This is a genomic window from Stenotrophomonas sp. STEN240 (genome assembly GCF_056756175.1).
In genome coordinates this window covers 97118-117222 of the sequence record NZ_JBRRBO010000007.1, presented here as the reverse complement: position 1 = coordinate 117222, position 20105 = coordinate 97118, and the positions used below count along the sequence as shown (strand labels likewise).

12 protein-coding genes and 2 tRNA genes are annotated in these 20105 nt (G+C 63.6%); 9 read left to right on the top strand and 5 right to left on the bottom strand.

Going from position 1 to position 20105, the window contains the following annotated elements; all coding sequences use genetic code 11:
* Positions 1-29: 29 nt before the first annotated feature.
* Positions 30-1112 (top strand): ribonuclease D, encoded by a 1083-nt coding sequence (gene rnd, locus ACVOKO_RS05170; RefSeq protein ID WP_346497893.1) that lies wholly within the window; start codon positions 30-32, stop codon positions 1110-1112.
* 536 nt (positions 1113-1648) lie between these two features.
* On the opposite strand, the gene ACVOKO_RS05165 is transcribed toward rnd, so the two are convergent.
* The 4 genes from ACVOKO_RS05165 to ACVOKO_RS05150 all read right to left on the bottom strand — a co-directional run bounded on the left by ACVOKO_RS05165 (position 1649) and on the right by ACVOKO_RS05150 (position 5717).
* Positions 1649-1724: transfer RNA gene (locus ACVOKO_RS05165), tRNA-Phe, on the bottom strand.
* 249 nt (positions 1725-1973) lie between these two features.
* Positions 1974-2049: transfer RNA gene (locus ACVOKO_RS05160), tRNA-Ala, on the bottom strand.
* A gap of 199 nt (positions 2050-2248) precedes the next feature.
* Positions 2249-3361 (bottom strand): serine hydrolase domain-containing protein, encoded by a 1113-nt coding sequence (locus tag ACVOKO_RS05155; protein ID WP_346497892.1) that lies wholly within the window; start codon positions 3359-3361, stop codon positions 2249-2251.
* 541 nt (positions 3362-3902) lie between these two features.
* A complete protein-coding gene (locus ACVOKO_RS05150; RefSeq protein ID WP_346497891.1) occupies positions 3903-5717 on the bottom strand; it encodes a glycoside hydrolase family 9 protein in 1815 nt (604 codons plus the stop codon).
* 192 nt (positions 5718-5909) lie between these two features.
* Between ACVOKO_RS05150 and ACVOKO_RS05145 the strand changes: the two genes are divergently transcribed.
* From ACVOKO_RS05145 to ACVOKO_RS05130, 4 genes are all read left to right on the top strand, one after another.
* The gene (locus tag ACVOKO_RS05145) at positions 5910-7160 is read left to right on the top strand and encodes an ROK family transcriptional regulator (RefSeq protein ID WP_346497890.1); all 1251 of its coding nucleotides are present in this window, start codon (positions 5910-5912) and stop codon (positions 7158-7160) included.
* A gap of 60 nt (positions 7161-7220) precedes the next feature.
* Complete coding sequence (locus ACVOKO_RS05140) at positions 7221-8168, top strand: carbohydrate kinase family protein (RefSeq protein ID WP_346497889.1); 948 nt, start codon at positions 7221-7223, stop codon at positions 8166-8168.
* 16 nt (positions 8169-8184) lie between these two features.
* Entirely contained in the window at positions 8185-9402 is a 1218-nt protein-coding gene (locus tag ACVOKO_RS05135; RefSeq protein ID WP_346497888.1) for an MFS transporter, read from the top strand.
* A gap of 67 nt (positions 9403-9469) precedes the next feature.
* Positions 9470-12139 (top strand): TonB-dependent receptor, encoded by a 2670-nt coding sequence (locus tag ACVOKO_RS05130; RefSeq protein ID WP_346497887.1) that lies wholly within the window; start codon positions 9470-9472, stop codon positions 12137-12139.
* Positions 12140-12376: 237 nt separating this feature from the next.
* Here the strand turns inward: ACVOKO_RS05130 and ACVOKO_RS05125 are convergent, their stop codons facing one another.
* Positions 12377-13780: a beta-N-acetylhexosaminidase gene (locus ACVOKO_RS05125; RefSeq protein ID WP_346497886.1), complete on the bottom strand. Its 1404-nt coding sequence runs from the start codon at positions 13778-13780 to the stop codon at positions 12377-12379.
* An 804-nt stretch (positions 13781-14584) separates the two neighbouring features.
* Here ACVOKO_RS05125 and ACVOKO_RS05120 point away from each other — a divergent pair.
* From ACVOKO_RS05120 to dxs, 4 genes are all read left to right on the top strand, one after another.
* Positions 14585-15061, top strand: a complete 477-nt coding sequence (locus tag ACVOKO_RS05120; protein WP_346497885.1) for an LEA/WHy family protein — start codon at positions 14585-14587, stop codon at positions 15059-15061.
* Between the two features lie 37 nt (positions 15062-15098).
* Positions 15099-16889, top strand: coding sequence for an acyl-CoA dehydrogenase C-terminal domain-containing protein (locus ACVOKO_RS05115; protein ID WP_346497884.1), 1791 nt, complete (start codon positions 15099-15101; stop codon positions 16887-16889).
* A 390-nt stretch (positions 16890-17279) separates the two neighbouring features.
* Positions 17280-17945, top strand: a complete 666-nt coding sequence (locus ACVOKO_RS05110; protein ID WP_346497883.1) for an HNH endonuclease — start codon at positions 17280-17282, stop codon at positions 17943-17945.
* Positions 17946-18111: 166 nt separating this feature from the next.
* A complete protein-coding gene (dxs, locus tag ACVOKO_RS05105; protein WP_346497882.1) occupies positions 18112-20022 on the top strand; it encodes a 1-deoxy-D-xylulose-5-phosphate synthase in 1911 nt (636 codons plus the stop codon).
* Positions 20023-20105: the final 83 nt, after the last annotated feature.

Sequence of the window (20105 nt, the reverse complement as noted above, 5' to 3'; positions counted from 1 at the left end):
AGCAAACCCTGCAGTTGACGGAACCCTACGTGGCTTACTGGATCAAACACCCGGCGGAGTTGGAAGAACGCTACCGCCAGCGCCCGACCCGCATCGGGCTGGACACCGAATTCATCCGCGAACGCACCTATTGGCCGCAGCTGGCCCTGGTGCAGATGGCGGTCGGCGACGAAATCCTGCTGATCGACCCGCTGATACCCGGCATGTGCGAAGCACTGAAACCCTGGCTGACCGACACCTCGATCACCAAGATCATGCACAGCGCCAGCGAAGATCTGGTGGCCTTCAAGTGCGCCTGCGACGCCCTGCCGCGGCCGCTGTTCGACACCCAGATCGGTGCCGCGCTGGCCGGCATCGGCGGCGGCATGGGCTACCAGAAGCTGGTGGCCGAGATCACCGGCGTCACCCTGCCCAAGGGCGAGACCCGTTCCGACTGGCTCAAGCGCCCGCTCAGCGAGGCACAGCTGGAATACGCCGCCGACGACGTGGAATACCTGTTCGCCCTGCACGACACCATCAGTGCCAAGCTGCAGGCGGCAAACCGCCTGCAATGGCTGCAGGACGACGGCGAGCGCCTGCTGGCCAGCGTTGAAGGCGACGAAGGCGAGCTTTGGCCGCACCTGTCGATGCGCTCCTCGCAGGTACTGGAGCGCGACGCACAGCTGCGCCTGCTGCGCCTGCTGCGTTGGCGTGACCAACAGGCACGCAGCAGCGACAAGCCGCGCAGCTGGATTCTGGACAACGAGCTGGCCAACCTGCTGGCACGCAACCCGCCCGCGGACTACGACAGCATGCTCAAGCTGTTCGGCCGCTTCCCCAAGGCCCCGCGCAAGCTTGCGCAGTCGCTGTGGGAAGCACTGAACACCCCGCTTGCCGACGAAGCGGATGCACCAATGGCGCTGCAGGCCACCGATGGCAACAAGAACACCATCAAGCGCCTGCAGGACGCAGTGAGCAAGCGCAGCGCCGAGCTGGAACTGCCCGAGGGCCTGCTGGCCTCGCGCAAGCACCTGGAGGCCCTGCTGGAAAGCGGCAACTGGCCAACCGCACTGGCCGGCTGGCGTCAGGAACAGCTGGAACCGGTGCTGCGGCCACTGCTGCCCAACACCTGAGCAACAGCGGGCTCCGACCAGTTCGGGGCCCGCATCAAATGTAGTGCCGAGCCATGCTCGGCAAAAAACCACCAAAGAACGCACCGACCTGGTTTTGTAGGAGCGGCGTAAGCTGCGAAACAAACGATCCATGAGATCGCAAGCTCGCAAAGCAACCTAGCCAATCCCAGCTCCGCGGCCAACGCCGCACCTGAACCGCAAACACAAAGCACCAATCAACAGCCCTCACCGGCCTGCGGTAAAAACTGCTGCCGCCGGTGTTACGACGACTGCCGTTCGCAATGTAGTGCCGAGCCATGCTCGGCAAAAAAACACCAAAGAACGCACCGATCCGGCTTTGTGGGAGCGGCGTGAGCCGCGAAACAAAAGATCCATAAGATCGCAAGCTCGCAAAGCAACCTCACCAATCCCAGCTTCGCGGCTTACGCCGCTCCCACAACCGCAAACCCAAAGCACCACCACAATCGCAGCCGGTGCAGATCCGGTGCAAACAGACAACAAAAAAGGGCTCGCATTTCTGCGAACCCTTGAAATTTTGGTGGCCGAGGACGGAATCGAACCGCCGACACGGGGATTTTCAATCCCCTGCTCTACCAACTGAGCTACTCGGCCACTTTGTTTTGTTTTCGTCGGCGTTGATGCCGTCGAGGAGGCGTATATTACGGAGCTATTTCGATTTCGGCAAGCCAATTTCACAAAAATTTTCACATCCACTGAAAATTCCTTGAAATGCCTTGTGCGGCCGAGGTTGCGCGCCAGAGAGCGGCAGCAACACCTGGCGAAAATTTGATCAAACCACCCGCAACCAGCGCACAAACGCAAAGAGCCGCATCATCCGACGCGGCTCTTTGTTTGAAGACTTGGTGGAGCGGAGGAGGATCGAACTCCCGACCTTCGCATTGCGAACGCGACGCTCTCCCAGCTGAGCTACCGCCCCACGGTGAACCGAGCATAGCGCGACATCAGCACCTTCGCCACTGGATCGCCAGCGCCCTTTCCGGCTGGCTTCCGTTATCCAGCCGAGACGGCGTCGGTCGCGAATTGCCACGCGCCGTCGCACCTTCATCAACAGCACCGCATATGCCACTGGGCTGCGCGCGAGCTACTCGGACCACACGCCCCCAGGTACAAGCGACCTACTTTGCTGGTGTCGCGGCCGCAGCGGCTGGCGCCAACTCCGGGAACACCGCACCCATCGCGCCCATCGTTGCCTTGTCCGCACCCATGTCTTCGGCTGCATTGGCTATAGCGATCAGGCCGTTGCCGGTTTCCGGGAACAAGGCCACCCAGGCAAGCCAATTGCCATCAGAGCCGCCATGGGTCAGCGCCGGCCCTTTACGCCCGGCGATCGATGGCTGCACACCCCAGTCCATCGCCGAGGGACTTCCACTCTGCGGGGTCTGCATCAAGCGATAGGACGCCTCACTCAACAGCTTACCTTTGCCGCGACTGCCCTCCATCTGGTCGATGACGAACTTGGCCATATCCTGCAAGCGCATATGCATGTTGCCGGCCGGCGTATACATGGCCGGCACGCCATCGTCCGACTTACGCGGCGCCGTGGTGACCGGCTTGCCGGCGCGATGTCCTTGCGGCTGACCGGAGGGCGTAGGGCCGAAACCTGCACCGTCCATCCCCAAGGGTTCGAATACCTCGCGCTGCATCAGATTTTCAAACGAGATACCGGTAGCGCGCTCGGCAATAACCGCTGCGATCAGGAAGCCGCTGTTGCTGTAAGCAAACTCAGTGCCCGGAACATTGACTGGCGCTTCCTGCAACGCAGCGCGGATGTAGGCTTCACGCTGTACCGGCAGCGCCCGGGTATCGGTGAAGTACGCATCCAGGGCGGCAACATCAGCCAGGTTCTCCGGCAGCCCAGCGCGATGCGACAACAACTGCACCAAGGTCACGTTGCGATAAGCGGGGTCGATTTTCAACAGGTCAGGAAGCACGCGCGACAGCGGCGCGTTCCAGTCCAGCACGCCCTGCTCCACCAAGCGCGCAATCAGCGCACTGGTCATGGGTTTACCCGTGGAGCCCATCAGCCATACGTCGTCCAACTGCACCGCGACGGCGCCGTCGTTGCGCCGCACACCGCGCGCAGATTGCTGCTTTATCTGGCCGTCACGGATGACCAGCATTGCCATTGCGGGCGTCTGCGTCCCTTCCATCGCCGCAGCGAGGATGGGATCCAACTTACTTTCAGCCAGCGCACTGGCGCTCAGCGGAAGCCCAAGCGCAAACAGCATTGCAAACACGAAGCGCCGCGGATGAGTCGAACGCCGAGGGGAGCCAATCGCGCTGCGTCGCATGAAGGAAGTCATAGCTGATCCTGGACATGAGGAGGTGATCAAAACGAGGTCCTCGTCCAGCCATTCGCAACGCGGAAGATCGCGAGGAAAATGCTTCAGGACAACGGACGCCTCATAGTGAACAGGCCACCATTTCAGCTGACAGTGCCATTCGGCACAGCGCCTCCTGGGGCGACTGGCAACACGCTCCAGATGATGCAATCGCGCTTTTCTGCTCATGACAATTCATCGGTAAACCTGCCTTGCCATTACCGAATCGCAACGCTCGCATACTCAATGACTGCTGACATTGAGATCCGTAGGAGGACAGCCACTGGCGAGCGGCTGCCGCGTCACGCAATCACCCTGCCCAGCCAAAAAAAAGCGACGACCCGATGGAGGAATCGGGCCGCCGCCCTCGCGATCATGCATCAGCTGCACCGTTTCACCTAGCGCGGCAATGCCGTTGAAAGACATCCCCGCACTGACAGCAACACCCTCAACCCTCACTCATCGTCATAGCCGCAAACAACATCCAGGTGGTGTGCGGAATCCACTGCTCTACCCAGCGCCACTGCTCCGAGTCGGGTCCGGGGGCGAAGCTGATGCCAGCGCCAACATCGCTACCGGGCGCGCCGGTGATGCCGTTAGAGATGCCGCCGACGAACATTTCGCCTGCGCTCTCCAGCACGGTCGGCGGGTTCTTCTGGCCAAAACCGTAGAGCATCGAGATGCCGTAGGGGTTGCGTCCCAGCGTCCAGTCGATCTGATCCTGTGCGTAGCCTGCACGCGCCGCTGACAAGCCGTAGCCCGCCTTGCCTTCGGCCGCCAGCTTGCGGCCGCCTATCACCATCGCGGCGCCCAACGATGCCAGGCGGGCGCTCTCGCCCTGCCACCAATAGCCGGTTTCATTGCGGTGCGGTATGAAGAAGCCTTCCAGCACCTCCCCTGCCGCCTTGCCATCCTGGGCCAACTGGAAGCGCTGCCGGGCGTAGCCATATGGATTGGCAACCGAACCGGTGATCGCCAGTTCGTGCGCAAGTGCCGAGCCGATTGCCGCCAGCGCCCGCTCACGTTCCGCAGGCTGCGTCTCGATATCCACATACGCGGACAGGCTGATCACCGGCAGGCCGGCTTCGGCTGCATGGTAGTAGGGGCGGCTGCCACCATCACTGATGAAGCCACCATCGGCCTGCTGGCGCGCCAACAAGCTGGCGGCGCGTTTGCGCGCATCCTGCAGGTAGCGCGAATGGCCCGTGGCATTGTGCAGTTCCACCAGCGCCATCAACGCAGTGTAGTCATCGATGATGTTTTCCTTGCCGTCGGCGCAGTACTGCGGATTGAACTGCTGCAGGTGTGCATAGGCGCGCTCGGCATCTGCCAGGTATTGCGCGGCACTGAACTCCCCCTGCCGTCCGGATGCCTTGACCAGCATCGATGCCCGCGCCAAGGCGGCGATGGCCATGCCACCGCCGGCGCGGAATGCGGAACGATAGAGCGTGGTGTAGGTTCCGGCCGCGCCCTCATAACCGGTGACCATGCGTTCGACACCTGGCGTGCCCCACTGGTCGAACACCGTCGTATAGAAATAGCCGTCCGCATCGAGAATGCGGTGCAGGTAGTCCGCGCCCCAGAACGCCTCGTCCTCCACCTGCTTCTGCAGCCCGTGTGCGGCAAACAGGCCTGCACGCGCATGTGCCCCGTAGGCCAGCACCCACGCCGCCATCGATGCCTGCTGCGGATTGAAGTGATTGGCATAACCCAGATGGGACAGGTATTTGCCCTTGTCGCCACCGGCGTCCTGCCAACCACCCCAGACATCCACCTTGCGCGAGGTCTGGAAGATGCGCAGGTCGCGGTCGGCGGCATCGGTATGGCGGCTGCGCTGGAAGTAGCCAAGCAGCTGTGCGCCTGTCGTGGCGAACACCGCGTTGTCAGCTACCGTCACCGGCGCCGAGCGCACATGCTGCTGCCCCACCTGCACGTCCAGCTGGTACTGGCCGGCCTGCTCGGCATCGCTGAAATCAATGCGGAAGTACTGTTTGCCAGCGCCCCATTCGGAAAAACCCGGCAGCGGCTGCAGATCACCGCTGCGCAGCGGCTGACCATCGCGCAGCAGCGTATAGGTGCCAGCGCTAGCCGCACCCACAGACTCGACGACCGCCAGCTTGGGCCCGCGCCGCTCCAGTGCCACCTGGTTGATCTGCACCAGCAAGGGCTCGGCCGGCAGGCTCACCGATACGGTGGTCTTGGCGGGCTCCTCGGCCGGGGCGGCGGCTGCCACCGGCAGCAAACTGGACAGGGCCAGGGCCATTGCGGCGCAAAGCTGGACGCTGGTCTTGCGGGAATGCGACAAAGGAGGCATCTGCACGGTTCCGGATAGACTAGGAAACGAAACTTAGCCATCCGGTCATTCCGCGTCAATAAATACTTCACGTGGATGTATGAATAATACAGGCACCTGTTCCACCTCCCCTATCCCCACGTTCAATCGGTTTCAATGCCTATGAATATCGGCCGTGGCGCCACCCAGCAGTCCAGCGCCCCCTATAACCGTCGCCTTGTCCTGGATTTCATCCGCCAGCACGGCGCAGCGTCACGCAAGGACATCCAGGAAAAGGTTTCGCTCAGCCCGCAGACGGTGGCCAACATCACCAATGAGCTGGAGTCCATCGGCCTGATCGTCTCGCGCCGGCAGAAGGACCTGAAAACCCGCGGTCAGCCGCCCATTGCCTTCGAGATCAACCCGGACGCCGGTCAATCCATCGGCATCAGCCTTGAGCCTGGCCGCGCCTCCGGCGCACTGGTCAATCTGGTGGGGCAGATCGATGCCCGTTGCGAAGTGCGCCTGCAGGGCTGCGATCGCGCGCAGTTGCTCGCCGGCCTGCTGGAACTGGTCGCCAGCCTGCGCCGCCAGGCCAGCGCCCGGCTGTGGGGCATAGGCGTGGCCCTGCCCGGCCCGCTCGGCGATACCGAGCTGAGCTTTGTCGGCCCCACCGCGCTGGAAGGCTGGAAGGATTTGTCCATCCTCGACCAATTGCAGGAAGCCACCGGCCTGCCGCTGTTCCACAGCGTGGACAGCGTCGCCGGCGCGCTCGGTGAAACCCTGTACGGCGTGGCCCGGCACCTGGACAACTTCTTCTACCTGCACCTGAGCGTGGGCCTGGGCGGCTCGCTGATTGTCGGCCGCAACACCTACCGCGGCGCCGACGGCAACGCCACCGAGATCGGCCATGTGCCGGTCGTTCCCGGTGGCACGCCCTGCTACTGCGGCAACCAGGGCTGCCTGGAACGTTACCTCTCGCTGCACTCGCTGGCCGAGGCGCTGGGCATGGATGACGGGCAGATACGCACATCGGACCTGCTCAGCCGCCTGGACGACCCCAACGACCAAGCACTGCAGCAATGGTGCCTGCAGGCAGCCCAGCGCCTGCGCGATGCCATCTGCATGATCGAGAACCTGCTCGATCCACAGACCATCGTCATTGGTGGCTCGGCCCCGCAAAAGCTGGTGCAGCGCCTGGTCGAACTTGCCCAGCCGCTGCATCGCTCGGTCCGTGGCCGCCCGCAGCCCGAACTGCCGCGCATCATGATCTCGCTGCGCGAGGAGGATTGTTCGCTGCTTGGCGCGGCGGTCCTGCCCATCCATGAACTGCTGTCGCCGCGTCTGGAAGGGGTCCAGCGGGACGATCAGGGCGAGGCCCAGGCCGCCGAGCTGCTCGGCCACCGCGCGGGAGCTGGCGGCCGCCGAATTTAATTAAACTTCCACTGGATATTTTTATTGACAGGCTCAAATTGGGGTGACTATAGTCGCCCCATGAGCAACGATCAGCCCAAGTTCAGCATCATCGGCGACGTCAGCGTGGACTTGGTCCTGGGCACGCTGAGCCGTTGGCCCGAGATCGGTACCGAGCAGCTGCTGCCCCGCAGTGAGCTGCGCGCCGGTGGCTCAGCGGCGAATTCGGCACTGGCCGCCCGCCATCTCGGGCTGAGCCCACGCCTGATTGGTGCAATCGGCGACGACGACCTCGCCCAGTGGCTGCTGCTGCAGCTGGCCGGCATCGATGTCGAACTGCAGAGCTGCGCCAGCGACACCACCATGTCGGTGGGGCTGTTGCACGCCGATGGCGAGCGCACCTTCTTCACCAGTTGCGGGCATCTGCAGCACCTGACCCCGGCCTTTGTTCTTGCACACCTGCCGCAGGCAGCGGCGGGCAGCATCGCCTTGTTCACCGCGCCCTTCCTGCTGCCCAACCTGCGCGCGCAGTTCTGCGAACTGCTGGTCGAGGCGTCGGCCCGTGGCTATCAGGTTGCGCTGGATACCGGCTGGCCGCCCGAGGGCTGGACCCCGCAGGTACTTGAGGAAGTCGAAGGCTGGCTGGCGCATTGCGACCATCTGCTGCTCAACGAACTTGAAACGATGAGCATCGCCGGCCACCAGCAACTGGAGCCGGCAGTGCAACAGGTAGCCCGCCTGCTCAAGCCCGGCGCCCACCTGATCGTCAAGCTGGGCGCTGCCGGCGCACTGGGCCAGGTCAACGGCCATAGCACCCACTACACCGGTGTGGCGGCCGCCGACATCTTCGACACCGTCGGCGCCGGCGACAGCTTCAACACCGGTTACCTGGCGGCATCCTTGAACCACGCCAACCTGCTCGACGCACTGGCTGCGGGTTGCCGCACCGCTGCAGCAATCCTGCCGCGCTTCCCTCGCAAGAGCATCGCGGCGGGCGAGCTCTCCCATTGCCTGCAGTCGTATCCCTGACCCCGGAGCCACGACCATGACGCACCGGCCGTTGATCATCAGCTACATCCTCCTGATCTGGTTCGCCATCTCCTTCATCACCAATCTGATCGGGCCGCTGATGCCGATCGCCATCCAGGATTTCAAGCTGAGCCTGACCATGGCCGGCTTCATGCCGTTCTCGTTCTTTCTCGCCTACGGTTTGATCTCGATACCCGGCGGCATGCTGATCGAGGTCCGCGGCACCCGTTTCACTCTCTTTACCGCCTTCGCATTGAATTTCATCGGTGCCATGGCCATCGCCGTAATGCCCGGCTATGTCTCGGTCGTTGCTGGCCTGTTCGTCATCGGCCTGGGTATGGCACTGCTGCAGGTGGTGATAAATCCGTTGATGCGCACCGCTGCCGGCGAGCAGCATTTCGCGTTCTATTCGGTGATGGCGCAGCTGGTGTTCGGCCTGGCGTCCTTCCTCAGCCCCTTGGGATTCCGGCTGTACATGCAGCGCCCGGACGTGCAGGGGCAGCCGCTGGCCTGGCTGGCCTTCTATTGGTACTTCGCAGCGGCTTTTGTGCTGCTGGCCCTGCTCAACTACAAATTGCCACTGCCCTCCGTGCAACTCAAAGACGATGAGCGCGCAGGCAGCCGCGCGGTATACCGTAGCCTGCTGCGTCGCCGCGATGTGCGCCTGTTCTTCCTGGCCATCGTTGCCTATGTCGGCACCGAGCAATCCATCGCCAATTGGATGTCGCAGTTCCTGCACAGCTACCACGGCCTGTCGGCCACCGAACAAGGCGCCATCGCCGTCAGCCGCTTCTGGGGCCTGATGTCGCTGGGCTGTCTGACCGGGCTGGGGCTGCTGAAACTGCTGGATTCCAAACTGGTATTGGCCATCTTCTCCACGCTGGCCATTGCCTGCCTTGCACTCGCCCTTTTCGGCCCGGCAGCCATCTCTCTGTTGGCCTTTCCTGCTGCGGGCTTTTTCTTGTCGGTGATGTTCTCGGTGATCTTTTCGCTGGGCCTGAACTCGGTCACCCAACACCACGGTGCGTTCTCGGGAATCCTGTGCAGCGGCATCCTCGGTGGCGCCATCGTGCCGTTGTTGATCGGTGTGGTCGGTGACCACCTGGGCCTGCGCGCAGGCATGTCGCTGGTCTTCATCCCCTTGCTCTACATCCTCAGCGTCAGCGCCTGGGCCAGGCCGCTGGTGCGCAACCAGACTGTGTATTCCGGGAAGAACACCCCCGCCTCGCCCTGATCGGGCAACCGCAACAGCCACCGCGCGGGCCTGCCGGCCCAAGTCGCCGCACAACCAGGAGCCAACAATGAGAAAGCATCCCAGCGCTGTTCGACCGACCGGCATCGCCGCCGCGGTGGCAGCGGTATTGATCAGCTGTGCGGCTGCGCCGGCGCTGGCGCAGTCCACCAACACGGACGAAGAGCAGAAGCCCAGCACCGGTAACGCCCAAACCACGCTGGAAACGGTGCGTGTGTCCGCCACCCGGGTTGAATCCGATCTGCTGAAAACGCCGGTCACCGTCACTGCCGTCACCCAGGAAGCACTGACCCGCGAAGGCATCCGCGACGTGCGTGGTCTGTCCGGCAGCATGCCCAACCTGCAGATTGCCAATGGCCCGGACTCCGGCGTGCAGGTCAGCATCCGCGGCATCGGCGCCAACAACTTCACCGAGATCGGCGACCCTGCCGTTGGCCTGCATGTGGCCGGCCTGTACTCGCCGCGACCGCAGGGCGCGCTGGCGCTGATGTTCGACGTGGACCAGGTGGAAGTACTGCGCGGCCCGCAGGGCACCTTGTTCGGGCGCAACTCCACCGGCGGCAGCATCAACATCATTCCGGCCAAGCCGCGCTTCGATTCCACCTTCGGCAGCACCGAGCTTGAGCTCGGCAGCTACAACCTGCGCCAGCTCAATCTGATCCAGAACTTCGCGGTCAGCGAACGCTTCGCACTGCGTGTTGCAGCCACCAAGGTTGAGCGCGATGGCTGGATCGACCAGCAGCAGGATTTCACCGATGTGAACATCCCCGAGCGCGGCTTCATCGCCGACGGCATCCCTGATGTGGACCAGCGCCGCAACCGCAAGGTCTCGCGCAAGGACTACTACTACAACCGCGACGAGTGGGCAGCGCGCATCGCCGCACGCTTCGCCATCACCGACGATGTCGAATGGCTGCTGTCCTATGAGAAGTTCCAGAACTCCGGTGCCGGCCAGGTCGGGATAAAGGACTGCGACCAGGCTGCCGGCACCCGCTTCGCCTGCGAAGGCGGCAAGTGGGACGTGAAGATCAACGTGCCCGGCCGCACCGACATGTCGATCGACACCGTGCGGTCCAACCTCAACTGGTTCCTCAGCGACAGCAACAGCATCGAGTACAGCGTGGCCTTCGCCAACCAGAAACGCTCCCAGATGTCCGACGATGATGGCGGCTATCACGAGATCCCCTCGCAGGTAACCGCCACTCTGCCGGTACCTGCAGAGGGCGACTGGGGCGTCTGGCCGGTGCGTGACAACACCTCGATTACTTTGGACTCGCAATACAAATCATTCGTCCACGAGCTGCAGTTCAAGCATCAGGGCGAGCGCTTGAACCTGGTTTCCGGTTTGTTCTGGATGCGCGAGAAGAACGCGATCAACTACGCGCAGGAAATGCTGGTCAACGCACCCTACGGTTTTCCGATCAGCCAGTTCTATCACCAGCCCGATCGCCAGATAGATGCCAAGGCGATCTTCTCGCAGGCCGATTGGCACTTCGCGCCAACCTGGACGGCCACGCTGGGCGCGCGCTACAGCCGCGACTCCAAGACTGATCGCGGCGGCCAGGTGTATGGCGGTTGGGATGCCACCTCGGCGGCGTATTACAACGACTTGTACAACCCGGGTACGCCGGGCGAGCCTGGCTTCCGCCCGCACAATGGCCGCGACCTGACCGAGCAGATGGGTCCGTTCGGTGGCATTGATGCCTACAAGCTGTGGGGGCCGCCGGCCGAAAACGCCCACTCCGAGTCATGGAGCAAGGTCACCTGGCGCCTGGGCCTGACCAAGGACCTGTCCGAGGACGAAATCCTGTTCACCTCCTTGTCCACCGGCTACAAGGCCGGCGGCTTCGGTGACAAGGACGATATCTGCGGCGGCAAGGACTGCCTCGATGGCCCGGCAGGCCCGCAGTATTCCTTCTTCCCCTACAGGCCGGAAACCATCACCAACCTGGAGATCGGCTACAAGGGGCTGCTGCTGGACAAGCGCCTGAGCCTGGCGGTTACTGCGTTCTACAGTCGCTACAAGGACATGCAGGTCACCGGCGATTTCTATGCGGCCAAGGTGCACGTCAACGAACCATGCCCGGACTGGGACCCGACCTGCGATGTGATCAAGAAGTGGCAGACGGTGAACGTCGGCACGGTGAACATCCCCGGCCTGGAAGTGGAAGTGGACTACCTGCCCACTCCCAACACGCGTATCGGCGGCTTCTTCTCGTACATCAACAGCAAGATCAAGGACTACCCGACCTTCAGCGATGAGTGGAACTGCGGTGTACGCGAAGAATTCGGCGCCGTGCCCTGCCCTGATCCGTATACCGGCCCGGATCCCACCCTGGCCGGCCGCCAGATCTACGACATCACCGGCAACCACCTGCCGATGACGCCGAAGTTCACCGCCGGCGTCAACGTCTCCCACACCTTCAAGTTCGGCAATGGTTACGAGCTGGTGCCGTGGTTGAACGTGAAGTGGCAGGACAAGATGTACTTCACCCTGCGCAACATCGACAACCCGCACATCTCCGATGGCCAGAAGGCCTATGCCACCGTTGATGCCAGCCTGAGCCTGCAGTCACCCTCGTTCTGGCGCGCCGAGCTGTACGTGCTCAACGCCACCGACAAGATGACCAAGAACTGGGCCGACGATGCCGGCGGCTTCATCCGCGCCTACTGGAACGACCCGCGCACCGTAGGCCTGCGCGTGCGTTTCGATTACTAGTGAGAAGGGCTTCAAGCCGACAAGCACCGTAGCCCTCAGCTAAACCTGTAGTGCCGAGCCATGCTCGGCAGGGCCTTACCTGCGCAGCCTCGGCTCAACCTGTAGTGCCGAGCCATGCTCGGCAGGGGCCTCACCTGCGTACCTCTCCCCAACCCCTCTCCCGCGAAGGGAGAGGGGCTTCAAGCCGAGAAGCACCGTAGCCCGGGTAAGCGCTCCTATAGCCACACCTCGCCCGCATTACTCGGGCTTCGCCCATCCCAGATCCGGCTCGGGGTGGTACTGCACGCCCAGCGCATCCAGCTGCGGACGCAAAGCGCCCATGCGTTGTACGAAACCGGCATAGCTGCGCTGCCCCGCCGGGCTCCAGCCAAGCTCCGCTACGGCAGCCAGGCGCGGCCATAGATGCTCATCCGCCGACGCATCGGTGTGCACGAACTCAGTCCAAAGCGCCGCCTCGATACCAACCGCCGTCTTGAATGGCGCCGGGTCGAAGCTGTAAAGACGCTTCAGCGGCACGCCTTCCGCGCGGCACCAATCAGCACCGGGCTGGCCCGCATAATTGCCATGGTCGATATACAGATAGGAGCAAGGCGACAGGATCAGTGGATGACCCTTGGCAACCGCAGCATCGATGGCGTAGCCGTCATTCCACAGCTGCAGTATCGCGCTGGGCTTCATGTCAGCCACGGAGCCTTCTTCCCATACGATGGGAGTACGCCCCATCTCATCCATCATCGCCGCAGTGCGCGCGACAAAATCGGCGTACAGCGGATCCTTGATCTCATCGCCGCCGATGTGGATCTCCTGGGACGGGAAGATCGCCACCACTTCTTCCAACACATTGCGGACGAAGGGATAAACGATCTCGGGCTTCTCCAGGCAGAACACACTGAAGCCAACCTCCACCCCGGAATATGGGGAAAGGTTCTTTACATCCGAGCAGGCCAGTTCGTTGTAGGAGGCCAGCGCCGCCTGCACGTGCCCCGGCATATCGATCTCCGGCACGATGGTGACGCCGCGCGCTTGCGCATAGGCCACCAGATGTTTGAGTTGATCCTGTGTGTAGTAACCGGCACGTCCGCCTTCCACCGCGCTGCGGCCGCCGATTTCCACCAGCTTCGGGTAGCGCTTGATCTCGATGCGCCAGCCTTGGTCGTCGGTCAGATGCAGGTGCAGGCGGTTCAACTTGAACAGCGCCATGCGGTCGATATGTTTTTCCAGATACTCCACCGGCAGAAAGCTGCGCGCCACATCCAGCGAGACGCCGCGCCAGCGGTAGGCGGGCACATCACGGATGGCCAGCTGCGCCAGCCTGTACTCGGCCTGGCTTTGTGTCGGCAGCAGCTGGCGCAGACTCTGCGCGCCATGCAACAACCCTGCATCGGTGCGCGCACTGAGCCGGATGGCATCGTCGATCACCAGCCGATAGCCTTCCTCGCCCAATGCCGGCTCATCAACCAGCTGCAGGTGGATGGTTACCGATGTTCCGCCTGATCCGTTCAGGCCAAGTCTCGCCAGCAGCTCCGTCAGCGCCTGTGTGGCATGGGGCGTGCCAGCCGCTGCTTCCACCTTGATCGAGGAAAAGCGCAATTCACCCGCTGCCGGCTGCATCGACTGTGGAATCGGCACAATCGACGTCAACGGTGATGCGAGCTCGGTGACGGCAGTGCGCTGCGCGCAACCGCTTGCCGCGGCGGCGGCCACAACACAAACGATCAGGGCGAGAAGTTTGAAGGGCAATCTCATGGTGCCGAGGCGTCCGCAAGGAGTACCTCGGCATGATGCCCAGTTGGCGCTGACGACGCCATGGCCCGCGCAGTGCTGCACGGCATGCATCGCAGCAATCGAGCGGTGACCCGATGGAGGGGATCGGGCCGCCGCCCTGGAGCAATGGGCTACCCAGCAACATCGCTCCGCAATCACATTGCCGATACTGCGGTGAAGCCCGCGTCGAACCGAGGTTGCAATCACGCGACAGTGCGTCTCAGTCCTTCGGCTTGCGGCGACAGTGCTGCAACATCGCGTTCCGCTGCGGTAGCTGGCGGCAAGGTCGTCGGCACCCGCCCAACATTGGCCCGGACACTGCGCCGCTGCTCTCCCACCGACGAGCGCGTCGTCAGCAGTGGACCCGCGCGCTTGCCGCGCAGTGCCGCCAGTTCGAAGATTGAACTGCGGCCAGCGCCCGAACCCCGGCGGAACAGCGCCACAACTGCCAGACCGCCGCCATAGCGCCTGCAAGCGGCGGCCGCGTGAATGAACGCATGGATAAATCCAAAAAATGCCGCGAATGACGGCACCCCCTGCCCCTGCCTGAATCGACGGATCTGCGCGCCGGTTCCCCCATCCCATGGCCATGGCCGCCGATCTGGCATACCTGTACCGAGCAAGCTGCCATACGCCGTAGTATTCTCCGTGGATAAGCTCAGGAACCGAGGACCACGCCCCATGCGCTTTCGCCCCCAGTACGCCTTGATGGCGGTGCTAGCCCTTGTACTCACGGCCTGCGGCAATGGCCCGGTCAAGCGCGTTTCCGAACCGGCCGCCAGCATCCAGCAGTTGAGCGTTGGCAATGACGGCAACTGGGAGGTGGAACTGCGGCTGCGCAACTACAGCTCCATGCCGATGCGCTTTGACAGCGTGTCGTTGGCGGTGAAGGTTGGCGACGAAGCCGCTGGCACGCTCAGCGCGAACCCGGCGCTGTCAATTGGCCCGGAGTCGGCCGACGTCATCAAGGTGCGCCTGCAGCCCTCCTCCTCGGCCCGCATCATCGTGGCCGATGCACTGGCCGGCGGCCGCTCGCTGTTCTACGAGCTGGAAGGCAGCGTCAGCGCCACCCCTGAAGAAAAGAAGCAACGCAGTTTCGACATCAAGTCGCGCAACAGCCTCAACCAGGCCCCCGGCCTGCCCGGCGTGCTGCGCTGATCCCCCACCCGTTTCCGCATCGTTCGAGAACCGTCTGATGAGCAACTACAAAGCCCCCGTTACCGATCTCCGCTTCGCCCTGCACGATGTACTCAAGGCCGAGTCCCTGTTTGCAGCCATGGGTTTCGAAGACGCCAGCGCCGATCTCATCGACGCAGTGCTGGAAGAAGCCGGCCGTTTCAGCGGCAGCGTGCTGGCCCCGCTCAACGCGGTGGGCGACCAGACCGGCTGCAAGCTGGACAAGGCCACCAATGAAGTGACCACCGCACCGGGCTTCAAGGAAGCCTATGCGCAGTTCGTGGAAGGCGGCTGGACCGGCCTGACCGCGTCACCGGATTTCGGCGGCCAGGGCATGCCGGAAACCATGGGCATGGCCTTGAGCGAAATGGTGTCCTCGGCCAACCTGGCCTGGAGCCTGTTCCCGATGCTGTCGCACGGCGCGGTTGAAGCGCTCAAGCACTACGGTGAAGACTGGCAGAAGGAAGCCTTCCTCAAGCCGCTGGTTGCCGGCAACTGGACCGGCACCATGTGCCTGACCGAGCCGCATGCCGGCACCGATCTGGGCCTGCTCAAGACCCGCGCCGAGCCCAATGCCGACGGCAGCTATTCGATCACCGGCACCAAGATCTTCATCACCGCCGGCGAGCACGACCTCAGCGACAACATCGTGCATCTGGTACTGGCCAAACTGCCCGACGCACCGGCCGGCCCGAAGGGCATCTCGCTGTTCGTCACCCCCAAGTACAAGGTTGACCGCGACGGCAAGCAGGGCGAACGCAACGAACTGCATTGCGGTGCGCTGGAACACAAGATGGGCATCCACGGTTCGTCCACCTGCGTGATGAACTTCGACGGTGCCCAGGGCTACCTCGTCGGCCAGCCGCACAAGGGCCTGCAGGCGATGTTCGTGATGATGAACTCCGCCCGCCTCGGCGTTGGCGTGCAGGGCTTGGCCCAGTCCGAGCGCGCCTATCAAGGTGCTTTGGCGTATGCCCGCGAGCGCCTGCAGTCGCGCGCGCCCAAGGGCGCCGTGCAGCCAGACAAGCCGGCCGACCCCATCATCGCCCAGCCCGATGTGCGCCGCATGCTGCTCACCACCAAGGCCTTGACCGAAGGTGGCCGCCTGCTCGCCGCGCATGCCTACACCCAGCTGGACGCCGCCAACCGCAGCGCCGATGCACAGGCACGCGCCGACGCCGACACCCTGGTCAGTTTCCTCACCCCGATCGTCAAGGCCTGCCTGACCGAGTGGAGCATTGAAGCCACCTACAACGGCCAGCAGGTATTCGGCGGCCACGGCTACATCGCCGAGCACGGCATGGAGCAGTACGCACGCGACGCGCGCATCACCACGCTGTACGAAGGCACCACCGGCATCCAGGCGCTGGACCTGATCGGCCGCAAGACCGCAGCCTCGCAAGGCGCCGGCTTGAAGCTGTTCCTGGCCGAGATCGAGCAGTTCATCGCCGCCAACGCCAGCAACCCGGCCGTGGCCGAGTTCCTGCCGGCGCTGGGCGGCAAGGCCAAGGAATGGGGCAAGCTGACCATCGACGTGCTACAGCGCGCCGCTGCCAACCCGGAAGAACTGGGCGCAGCCAGCTGGGATTACCTGTTCTACAGCGGCTATGTCGCCGTCGCCTACTGGTGGGCGCGTTCGGTGGTTGCGGCACAGGCATCCAGCCACCCGGAAGCGTTCAAGCAGGCCAAGCTGGAGACCGCGCGTTTCTATTACGCCCGCATCCTGCCGCGCACCCTGAGCCACGCCGCCGGCATCGCCGCCGGTGCCGACTCGCTGATGGCGATGGAGTCGGTCCGCTTCGGCGATTGATCCGGCAGCAAAAGCAGCGCAAAGCTCCCCTCATCCGCCCCTTCGGGCCCCTTCTCCCAAGAAGGGGCTGCAGTCCCGCAAGCGGGAGAAGGGAGCTATCAAACAAGCCTGCAATCTGAAAGCCCTCCTCCCGCAAGCGGGAGAAGGGAGCCATCAAACAAACCTGCAATCTGAAAGCCCCTCTCCCGCATGCGGGAGAGGGGTTGGGGTGAGGGCAGCTTCTGCTTCGCCCCCTCCCTTGCGCCGAAGGCGGAGGGGAGGGTTGGGGAGGGGTAAGCCTCAGGCGACTGAAACACCATCAGCTTCGCGGCTCACGCCGCTCCCACAAAACCACCGGCCTCGCCCGCCTTTACACAAAGTGTCACGCATCGTGTATAAGCTGTTAACCCGATGGAGACAGACACTACACCGCGTAGTCTGATCGATACCGGAGCCGAACTTTCCGCTCCGACAGCCGGGTTTTCGCCGTCACTTCCCCTGCACCGCCTTGGCTCCGTGCGACTGCTGTCGCTGGATGCGCATGGCCGCGTACTGGACTGGATCAACTGGCAGGACGCTGCCTGCCTGTATGCACGCGATGCCGTCGCCTGGACCATGGGCGACCCCTGCCTGCACGTACACGGCGCAATCTCGCGGCTGACCGGCCTGCGCAGCGGCATGGACCTGCACCCGATCATCGCCTCACGCGGCCATGCCCGTTCGCGCGCGATCGATCCCACGCCCAATCTGACCAACACGGCGCTGTTCGCCCGCGACGCGCAGTTGTGCCTGTACTGCGGCCAGCACTTCAGCCGTCCACAGCTGACCCGCGATCATGTCCTGCCGGTCTCCAAGGGCGGCAAGGACACCTGGGAGAACGTGGTCAGCGCCTGCTTCCACTGCAACTCGCGCAAGAGCAACCGCACCCCGCAACAGGCCAACATGCCGTTGCTGGCGGTGCCATACCGGCCCAGCTGGATCGAACACCTGATCCTGTCCAACCGCAACATCCTGGCCGACCAGATGGCTTTCCTGAAGTCGCAGCTGCCGCGCAAAGCCCTGCTGCGTGGGCTTTGAGCCCAGCCCACAACCGCTGCGTATTCACGCGCAAACGCCATCCAGACTGAACAGGGCCTTCAGCTTGGCGCCAAACCACCTCATCCGGCACTCATCGAAGGTGTGCTTTGCTTGCCCCACCCTCTCCGGACGGGGAAAATACCGGTTCGAGTGAAACGCGAAGACCATGATCGACTCTGCCAGCTACCCGCGCCTGTCGCGCATCAAAACCCCCGATGACCTGCGTATGTTCGACGAGAGCGAACTGGGGGCCATCGCCGGCGAGTTGCGCGCCTACCTGATCGAATCGGTGGGCAAGAGCGGCGGTCACTTCGCTGCCGGCCTGGGCGTGATCGAGCTTACGGTCGCGTTGCACTACCTGTATGACACGCCGGTCGATCAGCTGGTGTGGGACGTGGGCCACCAGACCTACCCGCACAAGATCCTCACTGGCCGCCGCGACAGCATCCACACCGTCAAGCAGAAGGACGGCGTGGCGCCGTTCCCGAAGCGCGAGGAAAGCCAGTTCGATACGTTTGGCGTCGGCCACTCCTCGACCTCGATCTCCGCTGCGCTGGGCATGGCCATCGCGCGCCAGAACCAGGGCGATGACCGCAAGGTGATCGCAGTGATCGGCGATGGTGCGATGACCGCAGGCATGGCGTTTGAAGCGCTGGCCCACGCCGGCGGCATGGACGACGAGCCGAACGTGCTGGTCATCCTCAACGACAACAACATGTCCATCTCCGAAGCCGTCGGTGGACTGACCAAGATGCTGGGCCGCGCGACCGCCAGCCGCACCCTCAACGCCCTGCGCGAGAGCGGCAAGAAGATCCTCGGCGACAAGCGCCACAGCCCCCCTGCCCGCTTCGTGAAGCGCTGGGAAGAACAGTGGAAGGGCATGTTCGTGCCGTCCACCGCCTTCGAGCAGATGGGCTTCCATTACACCGGCCCGATCGACGGCCATGATCTGCCGCTGCTGGTTTCCACCCTCAAGCACCTGAAAGATGCCAAGGGCCCGCACCTGCTGCACATCATGACCACCAAGGGCAAAGGCTACGAGCCGGCCGAGGACGACCAGATCGGCTACCACGCCGTCGGCCCGTTCGACCCCAGCAAAGGCTTGCCGGAAAAGGGCGCACCCAAGAAGCCGACCTATACCGACATCTTCGGCGACTGGCTCTGTGATGCCGCCGCAGCCGATCCGCAGCTGCTGGCGATCACCCCCGCCATGCGCGAAGGCTCAGGCCTGGTGCGTTTCAGCAAGGAATACCCGGAGCGTTACTTCGACGTCGCCATCGCCGAACAGCATGCGGTGACGCTGGCTGCCGGTATGGCCACGCAGGGCGCCAAGCCCGTGGTCGCCATCTATTCCACCTTCCTGCAGCGCGCCTACGACCAGCTGGTGCATGACGTTGCCACCCAGGATCTGGACGTGCTGTTTGCCATCGACCGCGCCGGCGTTGTCGGCCCGGACGGCGCCACCCACGCCGGCAACCTCGATCTGAGCTACCTGCGCTGCGTGCCGAACATGGTGGTCATGGCTCCCGGCGATGAAGCCGAGTGCCGGCAGATGCTCAGCACCGGCCTGCAGTACAAGGGCCCGGCCGCAGTGCGCTACCCGCGCGGTACCGGCCCCGGCGCTGCCGTAGGGACCGACCTGTCCACGCTGGAGATCGGCAAGGCGCAGCTGCGCGTACAAGGTAGCCGCATCGCCATCCTCGCCTTCGGCGCGGCCCTGCCGGCAGCCGAACAGGTTGGCCGCGAACTGGGCCTGAGCGTGGTCAACATGCGTTTCATCAAGCCGCTGGACAAGGCGATGCTGCTGGAACTGGCACGCACGCATGACGGCTTCGTCACCGTTGAAGACAACGTGGTCGCGGGCGGCGCCGGTTCGGGCGTCTCCGAACTGCTCAACGCCGAAGCGGTGGTGATGCCGATGCTGCACCTCGGCCTGCCAGACAGCTACCAGCACCATGCCAGCCGCGAAGACCTGCTGGCAGAGGCCGGTATCGATGCAGCCGGCATCCGCGCGGCGATCCTCAAGCGTTGGCCGAAGCTGCAGGACAGCGCAGCGCCATTGAGCGCAGCGAGCTGAGCAGGCGAAAGCTCTTCACTCATCACCTTGAGTCACCCCTGATCCGATGCCACACCTGTGGCATCGGATTTTTCTTTGTGGGA